Origin of the sequence: Chryseobacterium glaciei, assembly GCF_001648155.1 — a bacterium.
GTDB classification, from domain to species: Bacteria; Bacteroidota; Bacteroidia; order Flavobacteriales; family Weeksellaceae; genus Chryseobacterium; species Chryseobacterium glaciei.
This window is the reverse complement of sequence record NZ_CP015199.1, coordinates 98,304-125,175: the sequence shown is the minus strand read 5'-3', so window position 1 is coordinate 125,175 and position 26,872 is coordinate 98,304. Positions and strand designations below refer to the sequence as shown.

Here is a 26,872-nt window from a genome sequence, read left to right as displayed (position 1 = left end):
TCCTTATAGTTTTGTCCCAGAATTTAAAATTTAAAACAATGAAAAAAGTATTTTTAGTGGCTGCCACCCTGTTAGTGAGCCATGCTGCATTTGGGCAACAAAGTTTATGGAGCAGATTTCACTTTGGATTAAAAGCCGGAGCCAATTACAGCAATTTTGAAGGTGCTAGTTTTGAAACAGAAGGCTTGACCGGTTTTCATGCCGGAGCTATTGTAAATTTTGCTCTTACTGAGAAATGGTCTATACAGGAAGAGTTTCTCTATTCTACTCAGGGTGCAAAAATTAAAAATGGTTTTGCTGTAGGGGATAAGGATCTCAAACTATCTTATTTTTCAGTTCCGATACTTTTAAAATACCATTCGAATATTGGATTGTACGGTGAGATAGGCGGTCAGGCAAATATCTTGATCGAAGATGCAAAGAATACCGGATTTGAGAAGTTTGCTGATAAAATTGACGGGGGTGCGGTTGCCGGTCTTGGTTATCAATTCAAAACCGGTCCGGTAAAAGGATTAGGAATTGGAGCGAGATACTATTATGGATTTACTGATGTTGGGAAGTTTACATCTTCATCCGTTAAACCTGACTTTAAAAATGCTGTAATTCAGGGCAGTATATTTTATATCTTTTAATTTCTTGAGATATGAAACCTGTACTTGAAGAAGCTATTTTTAATGCTGAAGATCTCTTGAAGTTTTCATATTCCGAAAATGTCGAGGACGTCAAAATTGAAGTGATCAGATTAACTGATACAGCAACGATATATATCAATGCCATTCTTCATCATACTTCAAAAAAAAGAAATACTGGTTTCAAAGAAGTTCTATATCCTTATCGGGCTGATTTCAAGATCATCGATGCCTTCACAGATAAAATAGATGTAGGAGTGAGTTTTTTAGGTAAAAAGCTTTCGATAGAGCAATATCGTGCAGATGCTGATTATAAGATCATTCAGGAAAAGTTATCAGTATTAGAAAGCCAATTAATCCCACAGCTTGAAAGAAAACAGGAAAACAAAAAGAGGAAAACAATTATCATTCTGATAATGATTTTCATTTTCTCTATTCTTTGTTTATGGATCGTTTTTTTCTAATTATTGATCATGTAAACGCGGATTAATACAAATTAAGAGATAAATGATAGCAATAATTAAATTGATTTTAAAATGAAAAATATTATTAAAAAAATATCAACAGCCATGAGTATTTTGCTAATATTGTTAGGATTGTCATCATGTGAAAAAGATGACGTGGACGAATATGGCTCTGCGCAGCTCAAAATCGTAAATGCTGCACAGGGATCTTCTGCCCAGAACTTTTATCTTTTAGGAAACTTATTAAAAGAAGGTTTAGGTTATACAGAATATTCAGATTATATCAGTGTCAGCTCAGGAAACAGGCTTTCTGCATCCTTCCGAGATCAGAGTAGTGAAAGTGGATCTGCTGATGGGGAACTTTGGATGGCGAATACGAAACGTTATACAGCTTATCTTGTTGGCTCAGGTTCAACTGCAAGAATTAAGCAATACGAGGATGATCTTTCTTCTCCATCTTCTGGTAAAGCGAAAGTGAAATTTATCCATTTGAGTGATGGAATACCTTCTGATATCAGGATCAGGGATGCTTCTGGTAATGAAATTGTGAACAATTTGAGTAGGAATATTGAGAGTGGTTATAAAACAATCAATCCTGGGACTTTTTCATTTTCGATCTATGGAACAGGGTCTGGGAATTTGATTAAAGATTTTGAAATAACAGATATTCAAGAAGGGAAGATCTATACGATTTACTTTAGTGGAGAATCTTCTTCTACTGTAGAAGCTCATAGAGTTATTTATTAACATAATATCAGTGTAGCTTTTTAAAAATTCTGGGCCTGATAGTAATTATCAGGCTTTTTTTAGATACCAAACAGTTTTAATAATAAATTTGTCTTTAAAATATAGAAACAAATGTCTGGAAATATCAGCACGCATATCAATTCCAAAAGTCTTAGGGATGTATACAAAATAAACAATATGCTTTCGGGTGTGGTTTTTGTATTTTCTTTTTCTTTTTTGGTTCTTGAACAGTATAAGATCCCTTATATGGGCATCAAAAGTGGACTGTATATTATGGCAACCAGCTATTCTCAGGCTTTTGTTTTGAAGTTTTGTGTTCTAAAATTCAGTAAAAATCCTATAAGATTTAAATTTTACAGGTATATCTTAGGATTTGGTTTTGGTATCATATTATATTTTATTTCTTGGATCGTTTTCACCTCTATAGCTCATGTAGATACTCATTTTGGGGAATTGAGATGGGTCATTATTTACACTATGATCGCTGTTTTTCTTAATATGTTCATTTTTGCATTACACGATTTTGTTATCATCAGAAGAGCAAAGATACAGGCAGATCTGGAAAATTACCGGCTACAGATGCGGAATACAGAGGCCGAAAATCTTATTCTGAAACAGCAGATCCATCCACACTTTCTTTTCAATGCACTTAATACACTGAAAGTTCTGTATAATAAAGATCATGAAATGGGAGAACAATATCTGTTTAGGTTATCAGATTTTTTAAGAGCATCCGTTTCTCATAGCAAAGCCTCTACATCCACTTTTGAAGAGGAATTGGCTATCTGTAAAAACTATCTTGAAATGCAGAAAATCCGTTTTAACTCTTCTCTGGACTGGGAAATCATTATAAATGATAATGAGTCTTTAAATAGAAAAGTACCATCGTTCTCATTGCAGCCCCTTGTTGAAAATGCGATTAAGCACAATGCATTAACTATCGAAAAACCGCTTAGAGTTAAAATTTGCCAACAAAATGATATTATTGAAATATCAAACAATATCAATAAGAAAAAATATAATGAAAGCTCTCTCAAAAGTGGTCTAAGTAATCTTTCCGAACGCTACAGACTTCTAACAGGACAGGACATTATAGTACGTAATAACAATGAGGTATTTTCTGTACTTTTTAAATTTGTAAGTTGATGAAAATTGTGATCATAGAAGACGAGGAGCTTGTTGCTGAAGATCTTTACATTACTCTGCAACGGATAGACCCTGAGATACAATTACAGGCTATCCTGAGTTCTGTTAGCGAAGCAGTGGAATATTTTTCATCGCATAGCCGGCCAGATCTTATTTTTAGTGATATACAATTGGGTGACGGATTAAGTTTGGAAATTTATCAACAGTTGGAAATCGATGTTCCTATTATATTTTGTACAGCCTATGATAACTATGCGATAGAAGCTTTTCAGTCCAGCGGTATTGATTATGTATTGAAGCCTTATGACAAAATGTCTATCGAGAGAGCTATTCAAAAGTTTCTAAACCTTAAAACAGTACTGGCAAAAGATATTTTGCAGCAATATGAAACCGTTAAACAGACATTGGAATCTTATCGTTTGAAAGAAAGCGGGACATTTATGATCCGTTATAGAGACCGGCTTCTGCCAGTATCATTGGATAGGATAGCCATGTTCTATTTGGAAGATGAAGTGAATCACATCCTGCTTTTCTCAGGGAAAACATACTTGATACCGGAGACACTCGAGGAAACTGAAAAACAAGTAAATCAAACTTTTTTTAGGGCGAACAGGCAATTTCTGATCAACCGCAGTTCATTACAGGAAGCGGTAGAATACTTCCCGAGAAAAATGAAACTCGTTATGACGTTTTCTTTTGACAAAGAAATTATTGTAAGTAGGGAAAAAAAACCTAAATTAATAAAGTGGCTGAACAATAATCTATAAATGAATAACGTTGATTACAATCATAAAAAAATAACAACTTTTGAAATTCAAAAAACTTCTGATTTTTTTCTTAATGATTTACACAATATTAATTGTGCAAGCGCAAGAATCAGACTCTGTGTATGTAAGATCATATCCACAGAAAATCAGAATTATGGGAAATGTTTCGACCAGTTTTATTCAGCTAAATGATGACAAACAGAGTTATGCTCCCAGTTATCCGCTTGACTTGGGAGTTGGTTTAGAACGTTTTCAAGTAAAGCGGCGTTCGATCTCAACGAAATAAAATTTCGATCAGCAGGTAGCTGGTTTTTAGGAGTTGGAGCTTATTATTATTATTATTATTATTATTATTATAAAATTGAAGGTTTAAAATCACAAGGTGATTTTGAAAATATTCAATTAGGGCTTAATGCTGGTTATGCTTATTCCTGGGTTATTAATGATAATTGGATGCTTTTTGTTATTTTTTTTAATAAAAAAGTGTTTCAAAAAAAGCAATAATATTTTAATCAAGAACACATAACTACACGAATCTTTAGTGTGCCTGGGATGGTGAAGCATAATCAGCTTAATTCTGAGTACAGATAATCCCCAAAACAAAAACTCCGTAAGCATAACTTATGGAGTTCTGACTATTCAAAGTTCTTACAGAAAATAGAAGGGAATACTTTCTGCTTAATTGGGATTCAATTGTGTTGATAGAATCGCTCATTACTATTTATTGCTCCGACTGATATTCAGATGTACTGTCTCGGCAATGTCCTTAGTTAAAATTAAGACTAGCTATTTAGATTTTTATATGAACCTTTTAGAAAGCAAGAGTAAAAGGCAACACTTTTAGTAGAATCTATAATTTAATCCTAATTTCTCCAGTTGTCGTTTTATATAGCTTGCCTGATGCCAGACCACCGGCTGCTGCTAAAGAATCACTGTCATACGATGGAAGCGAGCTAAAATCAAAATCTGCAGCGGAAAGCGAAGCGGTAGTTATCGTTTTTAAAATACCTGTTGCGTCAACTACAACTATTTTATCTGCTGATGTGCCTGCTTTCAAGCCTTCGAAACGGATAGGGTTTGTCGTACCTCCTTTAACGTGTAAAGTATTTGTGGGAATGAAGGCTGTACCTAAACCAATTTTACCATTATCTCCAAAAATCCAGTTACCAATATTTAATTGATTAGATCCGGTTTGCGAAACTTTTGCTTCTGCATTTCTTCCTATCAGAATATTATCACTCCCTGATCTTAGGTTATTACCCGGATTGTAACCTAATCCAATGTTCCCGAAACTATTGGCATCACCAATAAAATTTGCAAGCGCATTAGCACCAATACCAACATTTCCGGTTCCAATAATTTGACTTGTCAATGCTTCTGCACCCACCGCAACATTTAAGATTCCTGTCGTATTTTGTCCCAGCGTCCAGATTCCACCTATTGCCGTATTGTAATTTCCTGTAGTATTAGAATTAAGAGCAGCACCGCCTATGGCCAGATTATATTCCCCGGCTGTATTTTGTGCAAGTGCAGAACCTCCCAACACAATGTTATAGCTTCCTGTTGTATTGTTACCGCCACTTCCATCACTAAACTGACTGGATTCTGTACTAATTACCAAGTTACCATTTCCACTTGTATTTGATTGAAGTGCAGAGGCACCAATACCAATATTGTCTGTTCCGGTGGTGTTCGATTTTAAAACATCCTTACCCAGAGCGATATTGTTTGTACCTGTACCGACACTTGTTCCATTACTGCCAATTCCGGCATCTTGTGTAATATGGCTACTACCTACAACCCTTAAATCTACTGTCATTTTTTGCCAGATATTTCCATCAAAATAGAAATAGCCTAATGCTGTTACATTTATCGTTTTGGCAGTTGTGTCGGCTGGCGCTAATATTTCGGTAACATAGACGATTGCTCCCGTTTGTAGCAAGGTATAATTTGCATCTTTTGCTTTCAGTTCAGCGCCTTTCAACCTGGGTGCAATAAACCCATCGGTTTTGCTCAAATCTGCCGGAATTGCCGTCACATCGAATGTGGCATTTGGCGTTGCTGTATTTACACCTACCTGCGAGTATGCAGCTTCGCCAATGATGAGGGCGAATAAGAGAAAATAATTTTTTTTCATTTTGATAAAAGTTTTATAAAGAGATATTGTATTATTAATGATAAAGGCTTCGTGCTTGATTAATTGATCTTATTTTTCGTGGCAATGAGTAATTCAGTGGGGCAGATGAATATACTCGTGTTCTTTTTTATTTCAATTAACCATTATTGAATTTTGCCTTAATTATTTTTGTCTATCTATTGCTGAATAAATATTTTTTTCCATTTACTGATGGTGTTCCTACTCATTTTAAAGTGGAGTGCTAATTGAGAATTATTTAATTTATTCTTCTTCTGGTAATCCAGTATTTTTAAAATGGCGGATTCATTATATGATCTTTCTTTCTGGTTAAAGATTTGTGTTGATTTGTCGGAGTTTCCGAATATTTTCCGATTAAGTTCTATCACATCTAAAACGGATAGTGCTTTTTTATCCAAAATACTTCTACATTCAGTTATTTTTTCAGGAAATTTCTTTGTGATTATATCTGTAAATATTCTTTTATAATTAACTGATCCTGATTGTTCCATTGGTTCTTTTTTAGTATTGATGATGATTTCTTTTAATATTTATTAAATTGTACTTTCCTGTGTATCGTGAATGATTAGAAGAAAAGGTTAAGTTTAAACAGTTACTTTATTTAAACCGTTGTCTTTAGTCTATATGTATAAAATAATTTTTAGTCCTGCTTTGAATTTTCTTTTAAAAAAATTATTGAACTCGTGCATTTATATAGCAGGAATCATGAAAAACGAATACAGACATTATTTGAGGTATAATGATGAAGCCCTTGAATTTGTATAAAGCAGATTGGTTTTATAGAGCCTGATCAAAGCTGCCGTTTTGGTAAAAAAGCGGTGTTTAATTTTGATATATATTATAAATTACTACTGCTGAATTTCCCATACGTTCTTTTTGTATATAATTTTACTGCAGTATCATTTTCGAATAAAATGACCAGAATTTTCTTTTGTCCAAACCATGATTTTCCCAGTGTATAAGTCCACATATCAGCCGGAAAGAAATTAAACTCTTCCCCCAGTTCATCTACTATCTGTGTTTTGTTCTTACCTTTTAAGTTTTGGTAGTTATCTATATTCATAAGCGGCTGAATTTATGGATCCATTTATAAAGTGTAGTTTTGGGAATTCCATATTCCTGCATGACCTGATTTTTTGTTTTCTCTTCTTTCTCAATCATCTCCAGGATAAAATCTATCATCTCCTTAGTGTAGATGTTCTTTCTAAACCGCGGAAGTATAGAAGTTTTACCTGCCTTAGTTTTATTATAATCAACTGATGATGGAGGAGAATACATGATCAGATGCTGGCTGTAGATCCTAAAAAAATCATATTTCAGCAGTTTGCTCCAACGTAAAAGAACTTCTGTATCAATTGTTTTAGATTGATACATTTTTTCAGCTTCTTCCTCTGTACACTGCATAAAATTACAGATCCGGGAAAGTTCAGTCTGGTCCTCTTTTACTCGCTGATGTATTAAATTGCCAATGTGGATATTTTTAATAATGTTGTCCATATTTTTATTTTATTAGAATAGTACAGATCCCCGGTAGATATATTTCGAGTTGCTGTTCGAGTGGTTTATACTAAGGCTTGATGGGTAGCTCAGTCAATGGAGTTATTGGAATGCAGCATTATTTCTATACCCATCGGATGAATTTGACTTTTACTAAAGGAAGAGAAGCTGTTGAAGTATTAATGTTTTATTAAAAAGGTTTACGAAAGTATAATACCTTATAAATCAGTTTTTTTACTTTAAATTATAATCTTTATTACTCTTGCAGATTCATTTAAGTTCATTCCTTGTTTCATAAAGTATTGTTCATCTTATACCAGTAAAATGTTCTTAAAATCACTGCATCTGCAGTACTATCATCATCAAAAAGAACCAATAAAAACGTCTTTCTTCCATACCATGTTTTATGGATGAGATAGATCAGCAGGCCATCATCGGAATCGGGAAGAAATTCCATTTTCATTTCCGAGATTACTTCGTTTCTGTGCATTCCTTTAAAACCAATATATTCTGAAAGGGATTCAACATAGAATTTATTTTTGACGTTATTAATTAACTTTGTCATTTTTTGAATTTTTGATCAGGAGTTAAATCAATTCAATCAAAGTAGCATCATTCGAGTAGTGATTTTCATGATTTTTTAATTATAATGTTAAAAACTAGTTTTTTCGAAATAATAATTTTTTCCCACTAATGATTATTTTTCTCTACCAAATATCAAAGAATAGTAAGCGTGAAAACTTGAAAAATAGAGCTTGCTAAAAAGACTATGCCTGAAAGCAAGCTCATCTATAACCAATTTAATTCTCTTACTGAATAAAAGTTGAACCTATATTTTATTGCCCAATATTAGGCACAGAAATAATATTGCCGGAAGGATCGATTTTAAACAGCCACATATCGGTGACTCCATTATTTGTATCTGTTACATTCGAGCTATTACTGGATGCTGAGGGTGCCAACACGATAAAATTACCCTCAGATGTCTCTCTCACCCTAACTAATGATGGCCTATAAGAATTCATAACTAGAGCGACATTTCCAGGAAGAGCACCATCATTGTCAGCACCACCATACAACCGCTGCCATTGAATAGCCCCGGCAGTACTAAGCTTAATCAGCCACACATCAGCAGCGCCATTGTTGGTACCCGTTACATTGCCATTGGCAGAAGAACTAGAGTAGGCTCCCACCATAAGTCCGCCATCGGCTGTCTTGGTGACCGAATAGCCGTACTCGTTACCGCTGCCACCAAGGAGTTGCTGCCATACAATGTTCCCAGATATATCCAATCGCATTACCCATACATCGTTACCCCCATGGTTCGTTCCAGTAACGTTGCCACTGGCAGACGAGAGTGACATACCTACAACGATACACCCGCCATCTGGCATTGGGGTTACTTCCGTAGCTTCCTCTTGACCGCTGCCGCCGTAATTCTTTTGCCATACCAAGGCTCCTGTAAGGTTTATTTTTACAATTAAAAAAGAAGTACTACTTCCATATCCTGCCATTATGTAGCCGGTACCGTCACTTGTGGCGATTAAACTACGTATCATGCTATTACCCGCTGCTGCATTGTATTGCCAAATGATATTACCTGCGCTATTTAGCTTAACAGCACCGATATCAAACCCTACTATATAGGTCAGATCGGTATTTTGTAGTATAGTTCTACCTGATGCTAGGGTGCCGCTTCCTATATTTACTTGCCAAGTAATAGCACCCGAGGTATCTAATTTAACTACCATCACTACTGGGTTGCTTCCGGGTTGTGCCGGTACATCCCCACTACCAGAAGCAGCCGTAAAGCCTGTCATAATATAGCCTCCATCACTGGTTTGCTTGATTGCTCTTCCCCAATCATTTTGATCACCTCCATAAAAGCGCTGCCACTCTATTTTACCAAGCTTGTTATATTTTATAATTATCCAGTCATAATTTCCAACTTGACCGTGATTGGCTCCCGCGCCTGATACTACGCCACCGCCTATTAATGTTCTTGATTGAGAGCTACCAATAGTGATATACCCCCCATCAGTTGTGTTTTGGACATCTTCCGTAGATTCACCCGCATCCCCCCCATTCAGAAAACTAAATGGTATGGGGACTTCCTGTTGTGGCATATAGGGCGTACCCACTGCCTGTGCCTGGCTATACTGTACAACACAAAGTTGTACGATGCATAGAAAAAGCGTTGTAAGTGTATTTTTAATTTTTCCCATATTTTTTGATATTTAAAAAAATTAAAAACCAGTAGCTGTATAAATGTATACAGTTGTTCCCATTGCGATTATCGTATATAGTGTTTCTGTACCAGCGGTGGTTGCACGGTTATTAGCATATTTTACCGTAAAACCTGAAGCATTAAAATTTGCCGTTCCACTTGTAGTGCCTCTAACACTGAGCGTATAAGTACCTCCGTTTTTTATGCCCGTAAGCGTAAATGTTGTTCCAGGATTGGCTGTAGTGTACGCCAAATTACTTTTACTGAAATCTATTCCATTTCCTGAGCCAGCATCGAAAGCTGCAGTATTTGTTGAAGCACCGTTTACCTGTACACTACCTGCATTGTTCCAAGTCAAAATATTCTTGATCGAGCCGTCTCTGCTTGTTGCTAAAGCTCCGCCGTCATATCCTGTAAGAATAGGACCATCGACTGTAGCACTATATGCCAACTTTTGACCGCCGTCGTTTGCAGCTCTAAACCGTAATTCATTATCATTTAATGCCAACGGCTGTGTTGCTAAATGATTTCCCAAGTTGTCACCGCTAGCTGCTGCGCTTGAATTTACCCAGACTGTACCATTGTAGTACCAAAAGGTGTTTGTGGTGGTGTCATACACCTGAAGTCCTGTTGCGGGTGATGCGATAGCTGTTCGGTTTGCCGTTGTCATTCTGGGAGCCAGAAAACCTTTGTTTGTAGCGCTCAATTCCAAGATTGATGAAGTTGCCGGGGAAGCCGTACCAATGCCCACTGCTTGGGCATTAATTGTTAAGCCTATAAAAAGGATAACAGCTGAAAATGTCTTTTGTCTCATTTTTTTTACGATTTAAAATTATTTGAATTGTACATGAAAATGTCTACTGATTCAAAGAAATACAGATTGGCTGTATATTAAATTTCCTTTTGGCCAAACGCACTACAAATAGGAGTAATCTGGTAGAATTTGGACTTCTGATAACTATTTGCTCAGGGGAGTTATTGTGAGTAATTAATGAATTAGAGCCTTGATTTTTTGATATTTATTAAAGAATATTTTATTCTCCCAGATATATAAAAGTGTTAACAATAAGGTATTCCGGAAGGAGAGAAAACGCTGTGGATAATCCGCCTGTAGGGGATGTTGCCGTATGGGTATGCAATCCGTCTGAGGTTGTATTTATATCACCACCTTCGTGGGCGTGTGCATAACTTCCGCCATCAGGCACTGTTTGGGTTCCTGCAGGATATGTGTGATGGTCTTCCCAGGTATGGGTGTGTGGTCCCATCGTACTTAATGTTGCTGCCATTGTATAGACGGGTATGTTTGCCTGTATCAGAACTTGGGAATTGCTTCCTCCAGATAATCCCAGTGCCTGTACTGAAGTCTTTGTTTTTATTATCCTGTCTGCAGAATTCGGTAATGTGGTGGTGAATCCCAGTGATATTGCTACATTCCTGGCACTTGTGGAGAGTGTACTTATATTTCTTCCGTTCAGAATATACCAGCCTTTATGATCTGTGGTTTCTAAGCCACTTTTAAGATCTCCCATTACAACAATATTTGCAGTTTTGTAGAGGTTTCCGTCCTGATCTACCGTTATCATGTTTTTGTTTTGCATATTACCGGATGGCAACAGACGAACTCTCGTTTCTCCATTCACATCCAGTGTTTTTGTAGGACTGTCGGTTCCGATCCCTATGCTTTGTGCCCTTGCAATGGTTGCAAACAGAACACAAACTATAAAATATTGTATTGTTTTCATTGTGTTTAGATTTAATTTCCCAGATAAATAAATGTATTTACTGTGATGTGCTGTGGAATGATGGAAAAGCTCGCTGCGCTTCCTTCGGAACTCGCTGTAAAAGTATGGGTATGATTACCAACTCCACTGGTTCCTCTTGCGTCTTGCCTATAGCCATATACTTGGCAGCAACCTGGGGAGTATTGAAAATTTAGATGATTAAGAGCTGTGTTCTGGTGGAGTTCGTACACTGTATGGTTATGCTGACCATTAGGTGCAGTTGTCCCTGAAAAATTATAAGCAGGGAGATTTGTACGGCTAAGTACGATGTTGTTGTTTCCTCCTAAAGCACCTAGCTGTTCAGATCCATTTTTTGTTTTTAATAACCGTCCTCTTGCATCGGGAAGATTTACAAGCGAAAGCGTGTTTGCTGCTGTCTGCGCATTTGGCGGTAAAGTAGTTATTGCTCTTCCGTCGAGCAGGTACCAGCCGTCATGATCTGTCGACTGAAAGCCTTTTTTAATATCACCAAAAGTATAGGAAGGAATGACCAATGTTGCAGAACTGACATTTCCGTCAACGTCTGCAACCGTTAAACTATACGTATCGGTTGTTGCCAAAGGTAAAAGGCGGATGCGCATTTCTCCATTTACATCAAGTGTTTTGGTTGGATTATTTGTATTTATACCGACCTGACCATTAATTTTTTTCGGAGTTATTAATAGGATCAGTAGAATTGCCGGCATTGACAAGAGAGAATATATTTTTTTCATCGTATATAATTTTAGAGACCTAAATAAACAAAGGTATTAACGGCTAGAAATGCTGGTGTAAGTCCAAATGCCTGTCCGGAACCATTTGAATTAAGAGAAAGTGTATGGGTATGTGCTCCATTGGAACTGGTTGTTCTGGTTGTGGATTGAGCCCAGTTGACAGTCCCGTCGGTAGCATGACCCCAGATTGGACCTGCTCCGTATGGAGTACGGTCTGTTGCAGTATGGGAATGACTACCGCCGCCTAAAGTGCTGCCTGAAATCGCAAAATTTGGCATATTCTGTTTGGTAAGTGTATAGGATGCATTTCCTCCGGCAGCACTTAACGATTCATTTTTTGCTGCTTTAGCATAATAGCCGGAAAAGTCCGGCAGTGTAGTATTAAAATTTAAAGAAATGGCTACAGCGTTTGCCGTGGCAGTTAATGTACTGATATTTCTTCCGTTTAATAAATACCAGCCATCATGATCTGTGGTTGCGTAACTGTCTTTTATATCTCCCGGAGAATGAGATATTTCTGGAATGGGCATTTGGAGCATATTCCCATTTACATCTGTAATAAGGAGGCTTTGTGAGGTGCTTCCTTGGGGGAGTACCCTTATTCTGAGGTCTCCATTGATGTCTAGAATTTTGGTTGGGGATGTTGTCTTAATACCCACTTGGGTTTTTGCATAAACGCCTGACGCGAGAAATGCTACGAGTACAATCTTTTTCATAGTGTCGTTGTTTTATGCGAATTTACTCGTAATGAACTACTTAAACAGAGACTTGATTGTACAAAGAAAGCTACATAATTGTACGAATAATACTAAGTTGATGTAGTTAAAAGACTACATTATTGTAAAAAAACTGATGTGAATTTAAAATTTAAGATTATCAGTGTCTGAAGTTATTTTACTAAGATTGATTTATTCTTTTGCAACTAAAAAAAACCGGAGCAATTCATTTGCTCCGATAATTAATTATTGTAAAATGCCTTTTCCATTTTTTCTCATCATTTTTGTCAAAATAACGTCTTGTTTGGGAACAAATTTTAAAAGGAGAAAAGTATTAATATCATACAATAATTGATAGTAATTCTAAAAAAATAAATAACAACACAAAGAAAGTTTTCTATTCAAGAGGCTAAAAATGATTATAGCTGTTTGACAAGCATATGTAATTTTATCCTAAGCGAATTTAAATATAATGCATTCGTTAAATAGATATTATTTGTGCGAAGAGGTTTACATTGTTGTACGAAGAAAACTACATGTGCATCATTGTAACAATATTATCTCCTATCTTTACACCATAATAATCAAAGTATATAATTAATGAAACTATACTACGTTATTGCCGTTTTTTTTTCATTATTCATACAAGCTCAAAATTATACTTCTCAGTGGTATAATATGGATAATGGTCTACCTCAAAATAGCATTAAAGACATTGTAAAAGATAAATATGGTTTTATTTGGTTGGCTACAGATGGGGGGATAATGAGATATGACGGAAAGAATTTTTTGCTGGATAGTACCAAAATTAGCAGCCTTAGTTTTTTTGATTTTGAAACTTTTGGTAAAGATGATTTCTTTTCAATTAATGATTTAAAAAGAGAAGGTGTTGTAATATCAGAAAGAAAAATTAAGGTTTTCACTTCGAAAAATAATTCTTTTGTATATAATAATAGAATTGTTAATGGTAAAGTCTATAGAAAATTTAATAAAAATAGTTTCACACAAAAATTCTACCCCGACACAGATTATTATTATATTAAAATAGGTAGCGAAACCTATTTTTTCGGTAAGCACTCCATTGAATACAAAAATAATGGCAGTAGTAAAACGGAATTAACAATACTCCAAAATTTTAATTATAATAAGCTCGCCAATGCCTTTGTAGATCATAATACGATTTATATAGGTGATCACTCAAAAAGAAGGACAATGATTATCCAGAATGGAAAAGTATCGTATGATAACAATCCTTCTATCTATAACGATCCAAAGACAAAAATATATTGGCATCAGGCGACGGGTCAAGTATTTATTATTAACGAGGACAATATATATTTAAACAAAATAGAAAATGGTAAAATGAAACCTGCTTTTTTGTTAAAATATAAAGGTATTCAAAATGAATTTGTGGGTTGTATGTTCTATGATGAAAGTGCCCATAAAATTTACCTTGGTAGTGCTATAAAAGGACTTAACATCATTACGCTTTCCAATTTTTATATTTCACAGAAGAAGATTCCTTTTGCTGACGAAGTTTGTTATGCTTCTTTGCCTTTCTCTAAAAGTTCAGTGATTTCAAAAGACGGGGTTGAATATTTTAAGGATAAAACCAGATTAATATCTCCTATTAATGTTAGATCCGGAAAAAGATACATGCTCTATGATGACTCGAAAAACCTAATGTATGTAGAGTATAATAAGTTACATAGAAGATATAGGAGTTCACAATATAAAAGGAGCGATTCTTTATCTTTTTCTCATAGTGTTGAAGGTTGGTTTAAATCTAATGGATTGTATATGGGAAATATCATTGATGCAAAAAATCAATATTATTTATATCTATTTACCAATGATAAATTTCAAAAGATTACAAATAGCATCAGATTTAGGGATAATATAAACTGTATCATCGAATATAATAAGGATATGATGTATGTGGGTTGTAATGACGGTATCTATCTGGTTTCTATAGCTCAAAACAAGATCATAAAAAAACTGACTGCTAATATCTCCATTAAGGAAATTTCACGAACAAAAGATGGTAATTTTTGGTTTACGACCTATAATAAAGGGTGGTATTTACTCAAAAACCATGTGCCTGTTAAAATGCCCGATGACATGGATGGCTATATTTCAAGTGCACATACTATATTAGAAGATAACAAAGGTTTTTTTTGGATTTCTTCTAATAATGGTTTATTCAGAGTTGCCGAAAAAATGCTGTTGAATTATGCCAAAAATAAAAATAATAAAGTTATTTATTATAGATATTCAAAACTGAATGGCCTATTGAACAATGAATTCAATAGTGCACATCCTGGTGGCAATATATTAGAAAATGGTGAGTTTGTATTTCCTTCAATGGAAGGTTTTGTTTTTTTTAAGCCAGATGAGGTGAAAAATTATTACCCCAAACCCAATCAGATATATGTTGAAAGAGCAAATATTGACAATCACATAGTCAATTTCAAAGATAAACTACAACTTAAAAGTAACTTTAAAACTGCAGATATCTATATAGACATTCCTTATTTTTCTAATATTGAAAATATTTATTTAGAAGGTAAGCTGGAAAATAGCAAGAATGAAAAATGGGAAAATATTAGTAATGAGAGAAAATACTCTATTAACGATATAGATCCAGGCGAATATAATTTGATTGTGAGATTTATTCATTCTGAAAATGGAAAATTTACTTATAAGACTGTTCCAATTGAAATTGAACCATTTTTTTATCAGACTCTTATATTTAAAATTATTGCTTTTTTTCTAATATTTGGGGCAATAGTTACTGTCATTCAGATGAGAACCAATTTTTTAAGGGTCAGTAATAAGAATTTACAGAATAATCTTCAAAATAGGAGTGATGAACTTGAGGTTACGAAGAATAAACTGAAAAATGAATCTGAATATCAACAAAATATTCTACAAAGTATCAGTCACGATATTACAACTCCGGTAAAGTTTATTTCATTACTTTCTCAAAAACTCAACGAGACAGAAGATATTGATGATCAGAAAAAATTTTTTGAGGCCATAACGAAGGCTTCAGGTCAGCTTTTTAAATTTACGCAAGGTTTGAAGGAATATACTGAACTATTCAAAGCTGAAAATATACTGGAAGAAAATGAATATTCTTTGTACGATTTAGTTGAAAATAAAAAATTATTATTTGAAGAAATCTCTGCAGAAAAAAATACAACTATTCATAACTTTTGTAATTCAAATGCTAGGATAAAAGTCAATATAAGTATTATCTCAGCAATTTTACATAATCTTATTGATAATGCTGTAAAAAACACTGTTGATGGTGAAATAATAATTACAAATGATCGTACTAATGGTGAAATTGAAATCAGGATTTCTGACACAGGAAAAGGAATGTCAACAGATCAGATAGAATATTACAATCAATTATTTTTAGATATTGGAGATGAGAATTTAATTTTTGCAAAGAAAGGATTGGGTCTTCCTATGGTTATTCAACTTGCTAAAAAAATCAGATCCAGAATTAGTTTCCATAACAATACATCTAGAGGAACAATTGTCAAAATTTTAATTTAATGCAAATAATTATATAATTAATGAATAAAAAAATATTGCTCGCTGATGATCATTATATAGTAACCTTCGGAACTTCAATGCTTTTGAAAAATCATTTCAGTGACGTTTCAATCGAATGTGCTGAAAATTATGATGAAGTAAAAGAAAAAATTCGGAGTGAAAGGTTCGACCTTATCATTTTGGATATTGAAATGCCAGGGAGTACATTTAAATTTATGGTAAAAGAGCTAAAGAGAATACAGGAAGATTTGATGATTCTGATATTTTCCTCTGCTAAAGAAAGTGCAGCTCTGGAATATATACATGAGGGGGCGGAAGGTTTTATAAATAAATTATGTAGTGAAAAAGCACTGATAAAAGCGGTTGAATCTATTTTTGACCAGGGGTACTATTACCCGTCAAAACTTATCGATCAGGCTTTTAATCGGTCAAAAAAAAATGGAACAGAAGTTTTGTCGGAAAGAGAATTGCAAGTTTTTAGGCTATTAGTTCAGGGAAATGGGAATTTAGAAATTTCTAATATTCTGAATATTAATATATCTACAGTAAGTACCTATAAAAGAAGAATCTATGCTAAATTAGGTGTTAAGAATATTATTGATCTTCTGAAAATTTATAATGATTCGAATTAACTGAAATAAGCAAACTCAATAGTATTTAAATATTGTTGAATTTGCTTTTAAACTGTAACTAAACATGAATTTATTTAGTAATGATACGTTGACTATTATGTCACCTCAAAAGATTTGTAGCTACCTATTATTAGATTATATGTTATAATTTATTTACGGATATTGTTTAATTTACTCTTCCTCAATGCTCAGACTTTAAGATACTAATTTGCTTTCAGTTAAAGATTAGAGATTGTGAGTAAAATGGATTACAAAAATAATGCAGAAATAGTCATCGGATTGAAAAAAAGAAGACTTAGAATTTCGGGACAAAATCGCTATAGGTGTCATTAATAAACGAACTTGAATGTTAAATCCTCACTGAAAGCTCTACTATTATGAAAATTTTTAAGTGGTCACAAAGTAATAGATAATTATAAACCTAAGTACACATAAGTATTAACAACTAAGTATGGTGATCTGTTATCTAAAGGTGTACCCGTACCACCTGAAGGTACACTTGCCGTGCCACTTAACGTATGTGTATGGCCTCCCGCTGATGCTGTGTTAGCACTCGCACCTATACCACCCCATGCACCTGCGGGAGCATTACCAGCAAAATTACCTGTACCATTATTACCCATCTGAGTACCTCCTAATAAAAAAGCGCCAGCCGGAGGAGTATGTGTATGAGCTCCGTTAGATAATGCGGTACCACTGATTGTCCCCGCGAAATTAAAATTTGGTAGATTGGCTCTAACAAGAGTAAGTGTGTTAAAGCCTCCTGTAATGCCTAAGTTTTCTGAGGTAGTTTTAGTCTTTAGAACTCTATCAGTAGCGTCAGGTAAATTGGTTGTAAATCCTAATGTTGCGGCAGCTGCTTGTGCTGACGCAGAAAGTGTAGAAATAGCTCTTCCGTTTAAAAGATACCAGCCATTGTAATCTGCAGTTCTGAATGAGTTTTTCACATCTCCAATTTCCCCTGCTACTGTTGTACCCGCAGCTGTGGCTACATTTCCAGCTGCATCTACTCCTAATAATGCAAGGTTTGAAGAAACTGATGTCGAGTTGTTGATATTATCAAATTTTAGTCCTGATACTCCGGCAGTTCCTGAATTTACTTCTAGCTTGGCCGTGGGGTTCGTTAAACCTATCCCAACATTTCCGTTTGCAGTCACAACATAATCATCAGATTGTTCTGTTGTATTTGGAACTCCTGTTGCAGGGTTATTTTTTTGTCCGTCAATGTGGAATGCTCCTTGGGGATTTGCTGTATTTATTCCAATCTGCCCAAAAGTAAAAGAGGATACCAGCAAGAACATTCCACCGATAATAAAGTGTTTTTTCATGAGATGAATTTTTTAAATTATATGTTTTTTATTTTTAGTAGAAAAGTCTCAATAATAAAATCTGATAATTGAAGTGATGATACATTATCTATTAATGGATTATTATATTACACTAATTTTACCCTTCAAATCTATGTGTTTTGCTAAGAAAATAAGCTAGTAATCTTGTGCTCTTTTTACTACATGATGCAGTTTTTTTGTTACACTTTTGTAGATTGCATAACAGGCATTTCACTATACCGAGAATCAAACTATTTATTTGATTAAAATTTTACGCAGTATGTATTTGTATATTCAAAATCTTTCATGATCAAGAAATATGGCATGTGAAATATGTTTTAAATTGCTTATTATAAGTGGTTTGTGTTGGATAAATATTGATTTTCAATCAAACGAAAAAACTTTTTTATTCATAATGCACAACGGAGGTAATATATTATATAACTATTCCATTTACAATCGAATTGAAATCGAGTACCTTTTTAAAGTTGATAGATATTTATTATATCTCAAATATGTGAAATTTTATATAGGATAGCCTGAAAATTTGAAATTATACAAGCTTAATTAGGGTGTTTTCTGGGCAACAAAAATTGGATGTAAAAATTTGTTTAGAGAAGTAAAATCACTTTATCAAACTTCAATACTTCGTTATCATTTCCATCAGCATTAATAGAGAAATAAGCTTTTTAGAAGATTGGTAATCAGGATTCAGCTGTTCACGAATTTCACCCAAAGCTTTACTTAATTTATTACTGACCGTTTTATTACTTAAACCCAAAGCTTCTGCTGTTTCATCAACAGACATATTTTTCCGGATTCTCATGTCATACACGTTTTGTTCGGTAACGGGAAGTTGAGAAACCACTTCATCGATCATGAGGAATAAAGCGGAAATATCATTTTCTTCAAGAATTTCAAAATATTCTGTATCGGTTATTTCAATAGGAAAATCAGATTCATCAATACTTACAATCGGCGGAATTTTTTTATAACTGTTGTAATAATCGATGATTCTGTAGTGAAGATAACGCAATAAATAGCCTTTTGCGCTTTCTGACTCATCGGTCTGAATTACGGCTGTATCCTCAAGTATTTTTACCCAAAGATTCTGCAGGAGCTCTTCCGAAATCTCCTTATCTCTGGTTCTGACGAAAACAAAACGGTAAAGACTATCCCAATACCGTTCGTACAACAGCATAAAAGAAGGTCTGTCACCTGATTTTATTTTCTTTAATAAAGTATGGTCTGTCGGGTTCATAATTACACGACAAAATTACCTAATGCAAAATTAACTTTTTGTGAACTTTAGCAAATTCAATATTAATTATTTCTGAAAAATTCCATTAAAATATGAAGCGAATGTTGAGGATGTATTAAAAATCATCTAAAACGGTTAACAAGTCGACCTTAATGTTAATTCAATATTAAAATCGGCTTGGGGAAGTTTTTCATTTTCACAGTTTTACAGATAGTAATACTTGTGAATTGACAATTTATGAAGAGTCTTAAATATAAAAATGTTGAAGCTTTTGTTTTCAGGCTTTGGCAGCGAGAGGTTTCAGGAGAAACGATTTCCCAAAAAGAAACCGAAGTGTTGGAAAAATGGAAAGCTCATGTTGAAAATGATCTGGATAAAACTCATATAAAAGAATCCAGGGAGAGAATTTTATTCGCTTTGGAACCTTATTTTGTAGAGCCAACAATAGCTAATCATAAAATTAGCTTTAAAAAATATATTTATCAGGCTGCGGCGGTCATCATTCTGTTATTATCATTAGGCGGAATTTTCACCTACAATACTTTCTTTAAACCGGATGTATATGTTGCTGATTCTAGGAACAAAAAAATTCATTTGGCAGACGGCTCGTTGGTGAACTTATTTCCGGGTGCTGAGCTTACGGTAGAAAAATCTTTTCCCGCCGATACTAGAGTTGTTGCTTTAAAAGGAGACGCGATATTTTCCGTTGCAAAATCTAAAAAGCATCCATTTATTGTAAATGCCGATGGTTTTAGCACTAAAGTTTTAGGAACGGTTTTTAAAATCTCGCAATCAGGAAATGACAAGACGGTTGATCTTTATGAAGGTAAAGTTGCCGTTTCATCAACCGGAGTTCCAGTATTTTTCCTTAAACCTCATCAGAAATGGACCAATTTCGGAATTCCGCGCACGGCTGCAATTATTTCATTTTCAACTGAAAAGAATTCGGGTAAGAAGCATTCTACTTTATTGTCTTTGAGCTTTAATGATGTGTCTTTAAAAGAAGTGATTGAAGTTTTACAAAAAAATCATGACATCAATATCAAATATCCTAAAGAAGTTTCAGATAAGAAAATCACGGCAGACTTTACGGGTGGAACTACCGACGAAAATATAGAAGCACTGGCATTTATACTAGGTCTGCAAGTAGAAAAAGATAACCAAACATATATTTTGAAAAAATAAAAATCCGCAAAATAGTATATCAAAAAACAAATAATAAGAAAAATTTTAATTAAAAAAGAGGATGAAAAGTTTGAAATGTAGTTTTACAATCGCGGCGATGTTTTTTACTGTAACAGCAGTAGAGGCGCAGGAATTAGTACAAAAAGTATCATTTTCTGTTCCTGCAAGCAAACCGTTGATTGAAGTTTTGGAAGAATTTGCCACGAAAACAGGCACAAGACTCGCATATTCTAAAGCGGATATTAAAGAATTAAAAGTAAAAGGGGTAAAATGTGAAAATGTTCCTGTAAGCAATTGCCTGAAAGACATTACAGAAGGTCTTCCGGTAGTTTTTCGTTTGCGTGGAGATCTTATTTCAATAAAATATGAAGGTTCCAATGTTTCTGTATTGGGAAACGGGCGAATTTCCGGAAAGATTGTTGATGAAGTGGGAAATCCCGTAGTTGGGGCGCAAATAACGATTGCCGGAAAAACGATAACAACAGATAATAATGGTGATTTTGCCATTGATTTACCTTCCGGAGTATATACTCTTTCGATTAAAGCATCGAAATTCAATGCGTTACGAGTAGAAAAACTGTCGGTAAGCAATAGCGAAACGAATAATGTTTCATTTGCGATGAAGCCGATTTCAGATAAAATAACTGAAATCAAAGAAGTCGTGATCACGGGAGTTCGTAAAGCCGATACCCAAGCTGGATTATTGGCTTTACAGAAAAAAGCCGCACAAATGAGCGACGGAATTTCTGCCGAACAAATCTCCAAAACACCTGACAGCGATGTCGGAGGAACGTTGAAAAGAGTAACGGGAATTACTACTATTGACAATAAATATGTGGTTGTCCGTTCGATGGGAGAGCGCTGGAATACCGCAGCAATGGACGGAATCAGCCTTCCAAGCACGGAAGCTTACAATCAAAATTTCTCGTTCGATATTATTCCTACCGCGATGGTGGAAAGCGTGATCGTAAGCAAAACCGCTACACCGGACATGAATGCCAGTTTTGCAGGAGGTTATGTTGAAATAAAAACTAAAGATATTCCTAATCAGGATTTTACAACGGTAACTGTCGGGACTTCTTACAATGATATTTCTACATTTAAGGAATTTCTGACTCGTCAGCGCGGACAATACGATTATTTGGGATATGACGATGGAACAAGAGATTTTCCAAAAGGTCTTAAAGCAATGAACTGGGAGAATCCTCTGTTTTTTGAACAGTCGAAACAGTTTGTGAATGATAATTTTACCAATTATGCAACAAAAGCAGATTTAGGTTCAAATATGCAACTGGCTTTAGGAAGGACTTTTCAGCTTAAAAATAATAATAAATGGGGATTAGCCGGAGCGTTAACGATTAGAAACGAACAAAATAAATTAGACATAGAACACACAGGAAGAGGAAACTGGCTGGATACAACTTATCTTACCAATCCAGCAGATCCTGATTATCAACAAACCCCTGTAAAATTTTATAATTTTAAAAATCAGGGAGCTTCTTACACCTATAATTCTACGGTTGCCGGAATGTTGAACTTCGGGTTGCAATTGGGGAAAAACAGAATCTCTTTCCGTAATTCTTATACGCATATTTATGACAACACGCTTACCAGAATCACCGGTTGGAACGAATATACATCGGGAAGCGGTTTGCCGAGTAATGCAGAATTGTCATACAATTATTTTTATCACGGAATTATACCCAATAATGATCCTTCACAGATCAAATCTTTAGACAAACCTTACACAGATAATACAAATTATCCTATTTATCAGACTCTTTTACAAAATAAACTGGAAGGAAACCACAAAATAGGAAATGTAGATATTGATTGGTTTTTCGCGCGAACAGGAGTTTCATCCGATACCAAAGATTATACAATGCATCCTACGCTTTATAATTTTATTGGAAATGAGATACAGGCATATCACCAAATATATAATTCCTCGAGTGATTTTGCAAGAGGTTATATTGAAAACAAGCAGACAGATTACAATTACGGAGCATCATTTAAATGGAATATTAATGGCGAAAGTTTTAAAAATGATATAAAAGTTGGATACGCCGGTGCATCAAAGAGTAATACGAATATCCAGCAGAAATTTTTGCTGAGGGTGGATGAAAAGGTGACCGGAAATAATATACTCACATTGGATGGAGCACTTTCTGACTGGTTCGACGGCTCACATTACGTACCGGGAGGAATCGGATGGCAAACAAGACCGCTTTATGAAAACGAAAAGTATGAAGGTGAAGTGGATCAGCATGCCGGATATATCATGTTTGATAATCGTTGGAAAAGTAAATTCAGGATTGTATGGGGATTAAGAGCAGAATATTTTAAATATAGTTTGATTTCTCAACAAATAGATCCGGATGATCCGCAAAATGTAAATAAGCCCGCTGTAGAAGATAAACCTTGGCAATTTATGCCCTCTGCCAACTTTACGTATAGTCCGACCAATAAAATTAATGTAAGACTGGCGTATAACAGAACGGTAATTCGTCCTCAGTTTAATGAAAGAACAGGTTTGCCCTATTTTGATCCGATAGCAAACGGATTGATTTTCAATACAGAAATGGTATCATCCGTGGTCAATAATTATGATTTTAAATTTGAATGGTTTCCGGGATTAGGTGAAATTTTTTCAGCAGGATTGTATTACAAAAATATCGACCGACCGATTGAGCGTGAAGGATTTATCTCCAACGAAGGAAACTTATTCCTTTATAACGGAAACTCAAAAAATGCAAAGCTTAAAGGATTTGAAGCAGAAGTAAGAAAAAATTTAGGCTTCATTGCAACAGATTCCTTTCTTGAAAAACTTTTTATAAGTGGAAATTTTACCTACAACGATACCAAGGTTATCTCTTTTAAAAACAGGGAAAAAACAACAGATGCAGATGATACCTATGAAGTAGACAGACCGCTTTACGGGCAGACTCCTTATGCTTATAATTTAGGGTTGATGTATGACGGTGAGCGTTTAGGATTAAGTTTTTTATACAATGCCAAAGGCGATCAGTACATCACAGTGGGATATGCCTATAACGGAGAAGAAATACAGCGCGCTTACGCAGTAGCAGATGCACAGATATCCTATAAATTATTAAGAGATAAGAATTTAGAAGTAAAATTCAATGTCAGGAATCTTTTTAACAGGGTGAAAGAATATTACAACAATTTTAATTCTTATTCGGTGGCAAAGGGTGGTGCTTCACAAACAGACAGAGAAATGTGGGAGCTTTTGCCGGGTGCTACCGATAAATACGACAAGAATATTGATAAGATCTTGTTTCGTGCCTATAGCGGAAGAATATTTGGTTTAAGTGTGAATTACACATTTTAAATCATTAAAAAAATAGAAGAAAAGAGCTCAGCAATGTACAGGTTTCGGTAACCTGAGAATGAATTGATAGTATTACTGATGATGCGCAACAACAGTAAAGATTCAGGCAAAAACCGGAGGTCAGTCGTTTTTCTCGGACACTGGCTTAGACAAATCGGGAAACTTCGTAATGTGTCACCTTATACATTGCAGAAGTCGAAAAAAATTAACCAAATCGCAGAAATACAGAGGTGGGTATTTCTAATATAAAAACATCAGGTCCGAAACATAAACAACCTACCTGACCACAAAAATTTATAACAATGAAAAAATTAACTCTAATCGCAGCTGCTGCTTTATCGCTTACAGCTTGTCAACATGATTCATTAGCAGATTCTTCATCTCCATTTGGTATGCAGTCAGCGTCTGCTGAGTATATCACGGCTTCAGCTCTTCCTGTTACTACTGTTAATGCAGATATTACTACGAGTACTACTTGGAGTGGAGTGATAGAACTTGATGGTAATATTGCTGTGAAAAACGGTGCTAAATTAACAATCTTACCTGGAACATTTATTAAAGCTAAACCAAACGCTGCCGGAGAAGGTAGAGGTGTTTTAATCATTACAAAAACAGGTTCAATTGATGCGACTGGTACAGCATCTCAGCCAATTATCTTTACTAGCTACAATTTGCTGGACGGAGAAGAATCTACTACTGCTGAAGCAGGAGATTTCGGAGGTGTAGTTTTATTGGGGACTGCTCCTACAAACGCACCAACTACCACTACTGTAGAGGGGTTATCGGGAGAAGATTTTCAGTTTGGAGGTACTGTCTCTAATCATAGTGCAGGGATCATGAAATATGTTCGTATCGAGTTCGCTGGTTACGATTTCGCTGGTGCTAACTCTGGTAACGAAGTTAATGCTTTAACTTTGGGGGGTGTTGGAAGCGGTACTACTTTAGATCATATCCAGGTTTCTTACGGTCAGGATGATTCTTTCGAATTCTTCGGAGGTACTGTAAACGCGACTAACTTGGTATCTTTTGCAGCAGAAGATGATAACTTTGACTTTGACAATGGTTACACAGGTACAATTACTTGCGCATTGGCTTTGGCAGATACTAGTTCTTCACACACTACAAGTGGTGGTGCTTCTGATACTAACGGTATTGAATTAGATAACAATGCAACAGGTACTGCAACTGCATTACTTACACATCCTATTGTTAATAATCTTACAATCGTAGGAACAAACACAAATGTACTTACTCCGGGAATAGGATCAACGTATGAAAACGGTATCCACATCAGAAGAAACGGTAGATTAACTTTAAATGATGCTGTAATTACAGGATATCCTACAGGTATCAGAGTAGAAGGTTCAGGTTCTGAATTATCTTCTGCATCTACTTATAGTTCAATCTTCGTACACGGATTTACAACTCCTGTAACAGGAGTAGGTACCGCAGCAATTACAAATATATCTAACACATCATCTGCTGCTCTTTTTGGTATTTCTCAGCCATTCTACAACGTAGCTGCATGGAATATATCTCCAAGAAATTGTGGTGATTTCACAGGTATCTGGACAAAATATGACTTCTCAATCCAAGAATAATTTCTTAAATGCAGGGATGGTATTATTGCCATTCCCTGCTTTTATTACAAACAAAAAAACTTTAATAATTGGTATTATGAAAAAATTAATTTTATTATCTATTCTATTATTATCACAAGCAATATTTGCACAATATCTTGTTTGGAGTAATACATTTGACACACCTGCTTCTCTACAGGGATGGACTTTCCATGATCTAAACGGAAATGGAAACAAATGGCTTCAAGGACCAAATATTTATTACAACGGGACAGCTTTGACGTACGGAACTTCTGGAGTTCTACGTCATTCGATCAACTTGGTGCCCAGCGGAAATGCAACCGGATTTGCAGCCGAAAATGATTGGATCATTTCACCTGAGATCGATCTTACAGGAGCGGGAGGAACTATCACATTGGCAGGTTATATCGGAAGACAAAGATCTACCCATACAAGTGTAAGCAGAGATATTTATATTTTTGTGAGCACCCCTCAAAAACAAGTGCCTGAATTGTCTGATTTTCAACAATTGGCAACAGATGCACAAAATGCAGGTGGGGCAACATATAGATTTAGTGCCAGTGCAACTTTACCAACAGATCTTACTCAGTTTGCTGAATCTTTAGTTAATATTTCGGCTTTTGCAGGAAAAAAGATTTACATCGGTTTATGGTCAAACAGAATATCATCTGGTTCGGCTCCTAATTCTCAGAATATCAATATTGATGAGATTTCTATTTATTCTTCAGTTTTAAACACAAAAGATGTAAAAGAAGTTAAAAACTTAACCAAAATAATGGAAAATCCTGTAACAAATTCTCTACAACTACAGCTTAATCCGAAATTAAAAGAAAATACCACTACGGTTTCAATTTACAACATGGCAGGACAAAAAGTTTTAATGACTAAATATTCGAAAACCATGAATGTTTCAGCGCTTTCTGCAGGTATTTATTTTGCTGAGGTTTCTGACGGAAACACATCAGAAAAGCTGAAGTTTATCAAAAAATAATGTGATGAGCCGCAATTTGAAATAATTAAAGAAATCTTTGCGCTCTTCGCGTTAAAAATGTTATTACTAAAAGCGGACATTCAAAAAAATAACCAATTTTCCTTTTAAACACT

Annotated in this window: 23 protein-coding genes and 1 pseudogene; 12 read left to right on the top strand and 12 right to left on the bottom strand. The window is 35.0% G+C overall.

What is annotated here, in order from left to right; all coding sequences use genetic code 11:
• The first annotated feature begins 38 nt into the window (after nucleotides 1-38).
• The 6 genes and pseudogenes from A0O34_RS00495 to A0O34_RS22775 all read left to right on the top strand — a co-directional run.
• Nucleotides 39-632 carry a porin family protein gene (locus A0O34_RS00495; protein ID WP_066759375.1) on the top strand — a complete coding sequence of 198 codons (594 nt, stop codon included), beginning with the start codon at nucleotides 39-41 and terminating at the stop codon, nucleotides 630-632.
• Nucleotides 633-643: 11 nt separating this feature from the next.
• The gene (locus tag A0O34_RS00490; protein ID WP_066750052.1) at nucleotides 644-1,093 is read left to right on the top strand and encodes a hypothetical protein; all 450 of its coding nucleotides are present in this window, start codon (nucleotides 644-646) and stop codon (nucleotides 1,091-1,093) included.
• Between the two features lie 72 nt (nucleotides 1,094-1,165).
• A complete protein-coding gene (locus A0O34_RS00485) occupies nucleotides 1,166-1,840 on the top strand; it encodes a DUF4397 domain-containing protein (RefSeq protein WP_066750050.1) in 675 nt (224 codons plus the stop codon).
• Nucleotides 1,841-1,951: 111 nt separating this feature from the next.
• Nucleotides 1,952-2,986, top strand: a complete 1,035-nt coding sequence (locus A0O34_RS00480) for a sensor histidine kinase (protein WP_066750048.1) — start codon at nucleotides 1,952-1,954, stop codon at nucleotides 2,984-2,986.
• A complete protein-coding gene (locus tag A0O34_RS00475; protein WP_066750047.1) occupies nucleotides 2,986-3,753 on the top strand; it encodes a LytR/AlgR family response regulator transcription factor in 768 nt (255 codons plus the stop codon). The genes A0O34_RS00480 and A0O34_RS00475 overlap by 1 nt, the downstream gene beginning before the upstream one ends.
• 258 nt (nucleotides 3,754-4,011) lie before the next feature.
• Nucleotides 4,012-4,257, top strand: a pseudogene (locus tag A0O34_RS22775) (DUF4421 family protein); the annotation flags it as partial.
• Nucleotides 4,258-4,603: 346 nt separating this feature from the next.
• On the opposite strand, the gene A0O34_RS00465 reads toward A0O34_RS22775, so the two are convergent.
• From A0O34_RS00465 to A0O34_RS00420, 10 genes are all read right to left on the bottom strand, one after another.
• Nucleotides 4,604-5,890, bottom strand: a complete 1,287-nt coding sequence (locus A0O34_RS00465; protein ID WP_066750043.1) for an autotransporter outer membrane beta-barrel domain-containing protein — start codon at nucleotides 5,888-5,890, stop codon at nucleotides 4,604-4,606.
• Nucleotides 5,891-6,066: 176 nt separating this feature from the next.
• Nucleotides 6,067-6,399 carry a transposase gene (locus A0O34_RS00460; RefSeq protein ID WP_066750041.1) on the bottom strand — a complete coding sequence of 111 codons (333 nt, stop codon included), beginning with the start codon at nucleotides 6,397-6,399 and terminating at the stop codon, nucleotides 6,067-6,069.
• Between the two features lie 347 nt (nucleotides 6,400-6,746).
• Nucleotides 6,747-6,971 carry a hypothetical protein gene (locus A0O34_RS00455; RefSeq protein WP_066750039.1) on the bottom strand — a complete coding sequence of 75 codons (225 nt, stop codon included), beginning with the start codon at nucleotides 6,969-6,971 and terminating at the stop codon, nucleotides 6,747-6,749.
• A complete protein-coding gene (locus tag A0O34_RS00450; protein WP_066750037.1) occupies nucleotides 6,968-7,405 on the bottom strand; it encodes a transposase in 438 nt (145 codons plus the stop codon). The genes A0O34_RS00455 and A0O34_RS00450 overlap by 4 nt, the downstream gene beginning before the upstream one ends.
• Before the next feature lie 292 nt (nucleotides 7,406-7,697).
• Nucleotides 7,698-7,970 carry a hypothetical protein gene (locus tag A0O34_RS00445; RefSeq protein ID WP_066750035.1) on the bottom strand — a complete coding sequence of 91 codons (273 nt, stop codon included), beginning with the start codon at nucleotides 7,968-7,970 and terminating at the stop codon, nucleotides 7,698-7,700.
• Between the two features lie 271 nt (nucleotides 7,971-8,241).
• On the bottom strand, nucleotides 8,242-9,630 hold the full coding sequence (locus tag A0O34_RS00440) for a PQQ-binding-like beta-propeller repeat protein (protein ID WP_066750031.1): 1,389 nt from the start codon (nucleotides 9,628-9,630) through the stop codon (nucleotides 8,242-8,244).
• 21 nt (nucleotides 9,631-9,651) lie between these two features.
• Nucleotides 9,652-10,446, bottom strand: a complete 795-nt coding sequence (locus tag A0O34_RS00435) for a hypothetical protein (protein WP_066750029.1) — start codon at nucleotides 10,444-10,446, stop codon at nucleotides 9,652-9,654.
• 220 nt (nucleotides 10,447-10,666) lie between these two features.
• Nucleotides 10,667-11,374 carry a hypothetical protein gene (locus A0O34_RS00430; RefSeq protein WP_066750027.1) on the bottom strand — a complete coding sequence of 236 codons (708 nt, stop codon included), beginning with the start codon at nucleotides 11,372-11,374 and terminating at the stop codon, nucleotides 10,667-10,669.
• 11 nt (nucleotides 11,375-11,385) lie between these two features.
• Nucleotides 11,386-12,126, bottom strand: a complete 741-nt coding sequence (locus A0O34_RS00425) for a hypothetical protein (RefSeq protein ID WP_066750025.1) — start codon at nucleotides 12,124-12,126, stop codon at nucleotides 11,386-11,388.
• A gap of 11 nt (nucleotides 12,127-12,137) precedes the next feature.
• Nucleotides 12,138-12,842 carry a hypothetical protein gene (locus A0O34_RS00420; protein ID WP_066750022.1) on the bottom strand — a complete coding sequence of 235 codons (705 nt, stop codon included), beginning with the start codon at nucleotides 12,840-12,842 and terminating at the stop codon, nucleotides 12,138-12,140.
• A 600-nt stretch (nucleotides 12,843-13,442) separates the two neighbouring features.
• Here A0O34_RS00420 and A0O34_RS00415 point away from each other — a divergent pair.
• Together A0O34_RS00415 and A0O34_RS00410 are read left to right on the top strand one after the other, a co-directional pair.
• Nucleotides 13,443-16,409 (top strand): sensor histidine kinase, encoded by a 2,967-nt coding sequence (locus tag A0O34_RS00415; protein WP_066750020.1) that lies wholly within the window; start codon nucleotides 13,443-13,445, stop codon nucleotides 16,407-16,409.
• 20 nt (nucleotides 16,410-16,429) lie between these two features.
• Nucleotides 16,430-17,041 (top strand): response regulator transcription factor, encoded by a 612-nt coding sequence (locus tag A0O34_RS00410; protein WP_066750018.1) that lies wholly within the window; start codon nucleotides 16,430-16,432, stop codon nucleotides 17,039-17,041.
• Nucleotides 17,042-17,454: 413 nt separating this feature from the next.
• Here the strand turns inward: A0O34_RS00410 and A0O34_RS00405 are convergent, their stop codons facing one another.
• Nucleotides 17,455-18,369, bottom strand: a complete 915-nt coding sequence (locus A0O34_RS00405; protein WP_066750016.1) for a hypothetical protein — start codon at nucleotides 18,367-18,369, stop codon at nucleotides 17,455-17,457.
• 640 nt (nucleotides 18,370-19,009) lie between these two features.
• Nucleotides 19,010-19,630 carry an RNA polymerase sigma factor gene (locus A0O34_RS00400; RefSeq protein ID WP_066750014.1) on the bottom strand — a complete coding sequence of 207 codons (621 nt, stop codon included), beginning with the start codon at nucleotides 19,628-19,630 and terminating at the stop codon, nucleotides 19,010-19,012.
• 237 nt (nucleotides 19,631-19,867) lie between these two features.
• Between A0O34_RS00400 and A0O34_RS00395 the strand changes: the two genes are divergently transcribed.
• From A0O34_RS00395 to A0O34_RS00380, 4 genes are all read left to right on the top strand, one after another.
• Nucleotides 19,868-20,815 carry a FecR family protein gene (locus A0O34_RS00395; RefSeq protein ID WP_066750012.1) on the top strand — a complete coding sequence of 316 codons (948 nt, stop codon included), beginning with the start codon at nucleotides 19,868-19,870 and terminating at the stop codon, nucleotides 20,813-20,815.
• A 61-nt stretch (nucleotides 20,816-20,876) separates the two neighbouring features.
• Nucleotides 20,877-24,167: a TonB-dependent receptor gene (locus A0O34_RS00390; protein WP_066750010.1), complete on the top strand. Its 3,291-nt coding sequence runs from the start codon at nucleotides 20,877-20,879 to the stop codon at nucleotides 24,165-24,167.
• 302 nt (nucleotides 24,168-24,469) lie between these two features.
• The gene (locus tag A0O34_RS00385; protein WP_066750007.1) at nucleotides 24,470-25,768 is read left to right on the top strand and encodes a hypothetical protein; all 1,299 of its coding nucleotides are present in this window, start codon (nucleotides 24,470-24,472) and stop codon (nucleotides 25,766-25,768) included.
• 76 nt (nucleotides 25,769-25,844) lie between these two features.
• A complete protein-coding gene (locus A0O34_RS00380) occupies nucleotides 25,845-26,759 on the top strand; it encodes a T9SS-dependent choice-of-anchor J family protein (RefSeq protein ID WP_066759374.1) in 915 nt (304 codons plus the stop codon).
• Nucleotides 26,760-26,872 lie beyond the last annotated feature (113 nt).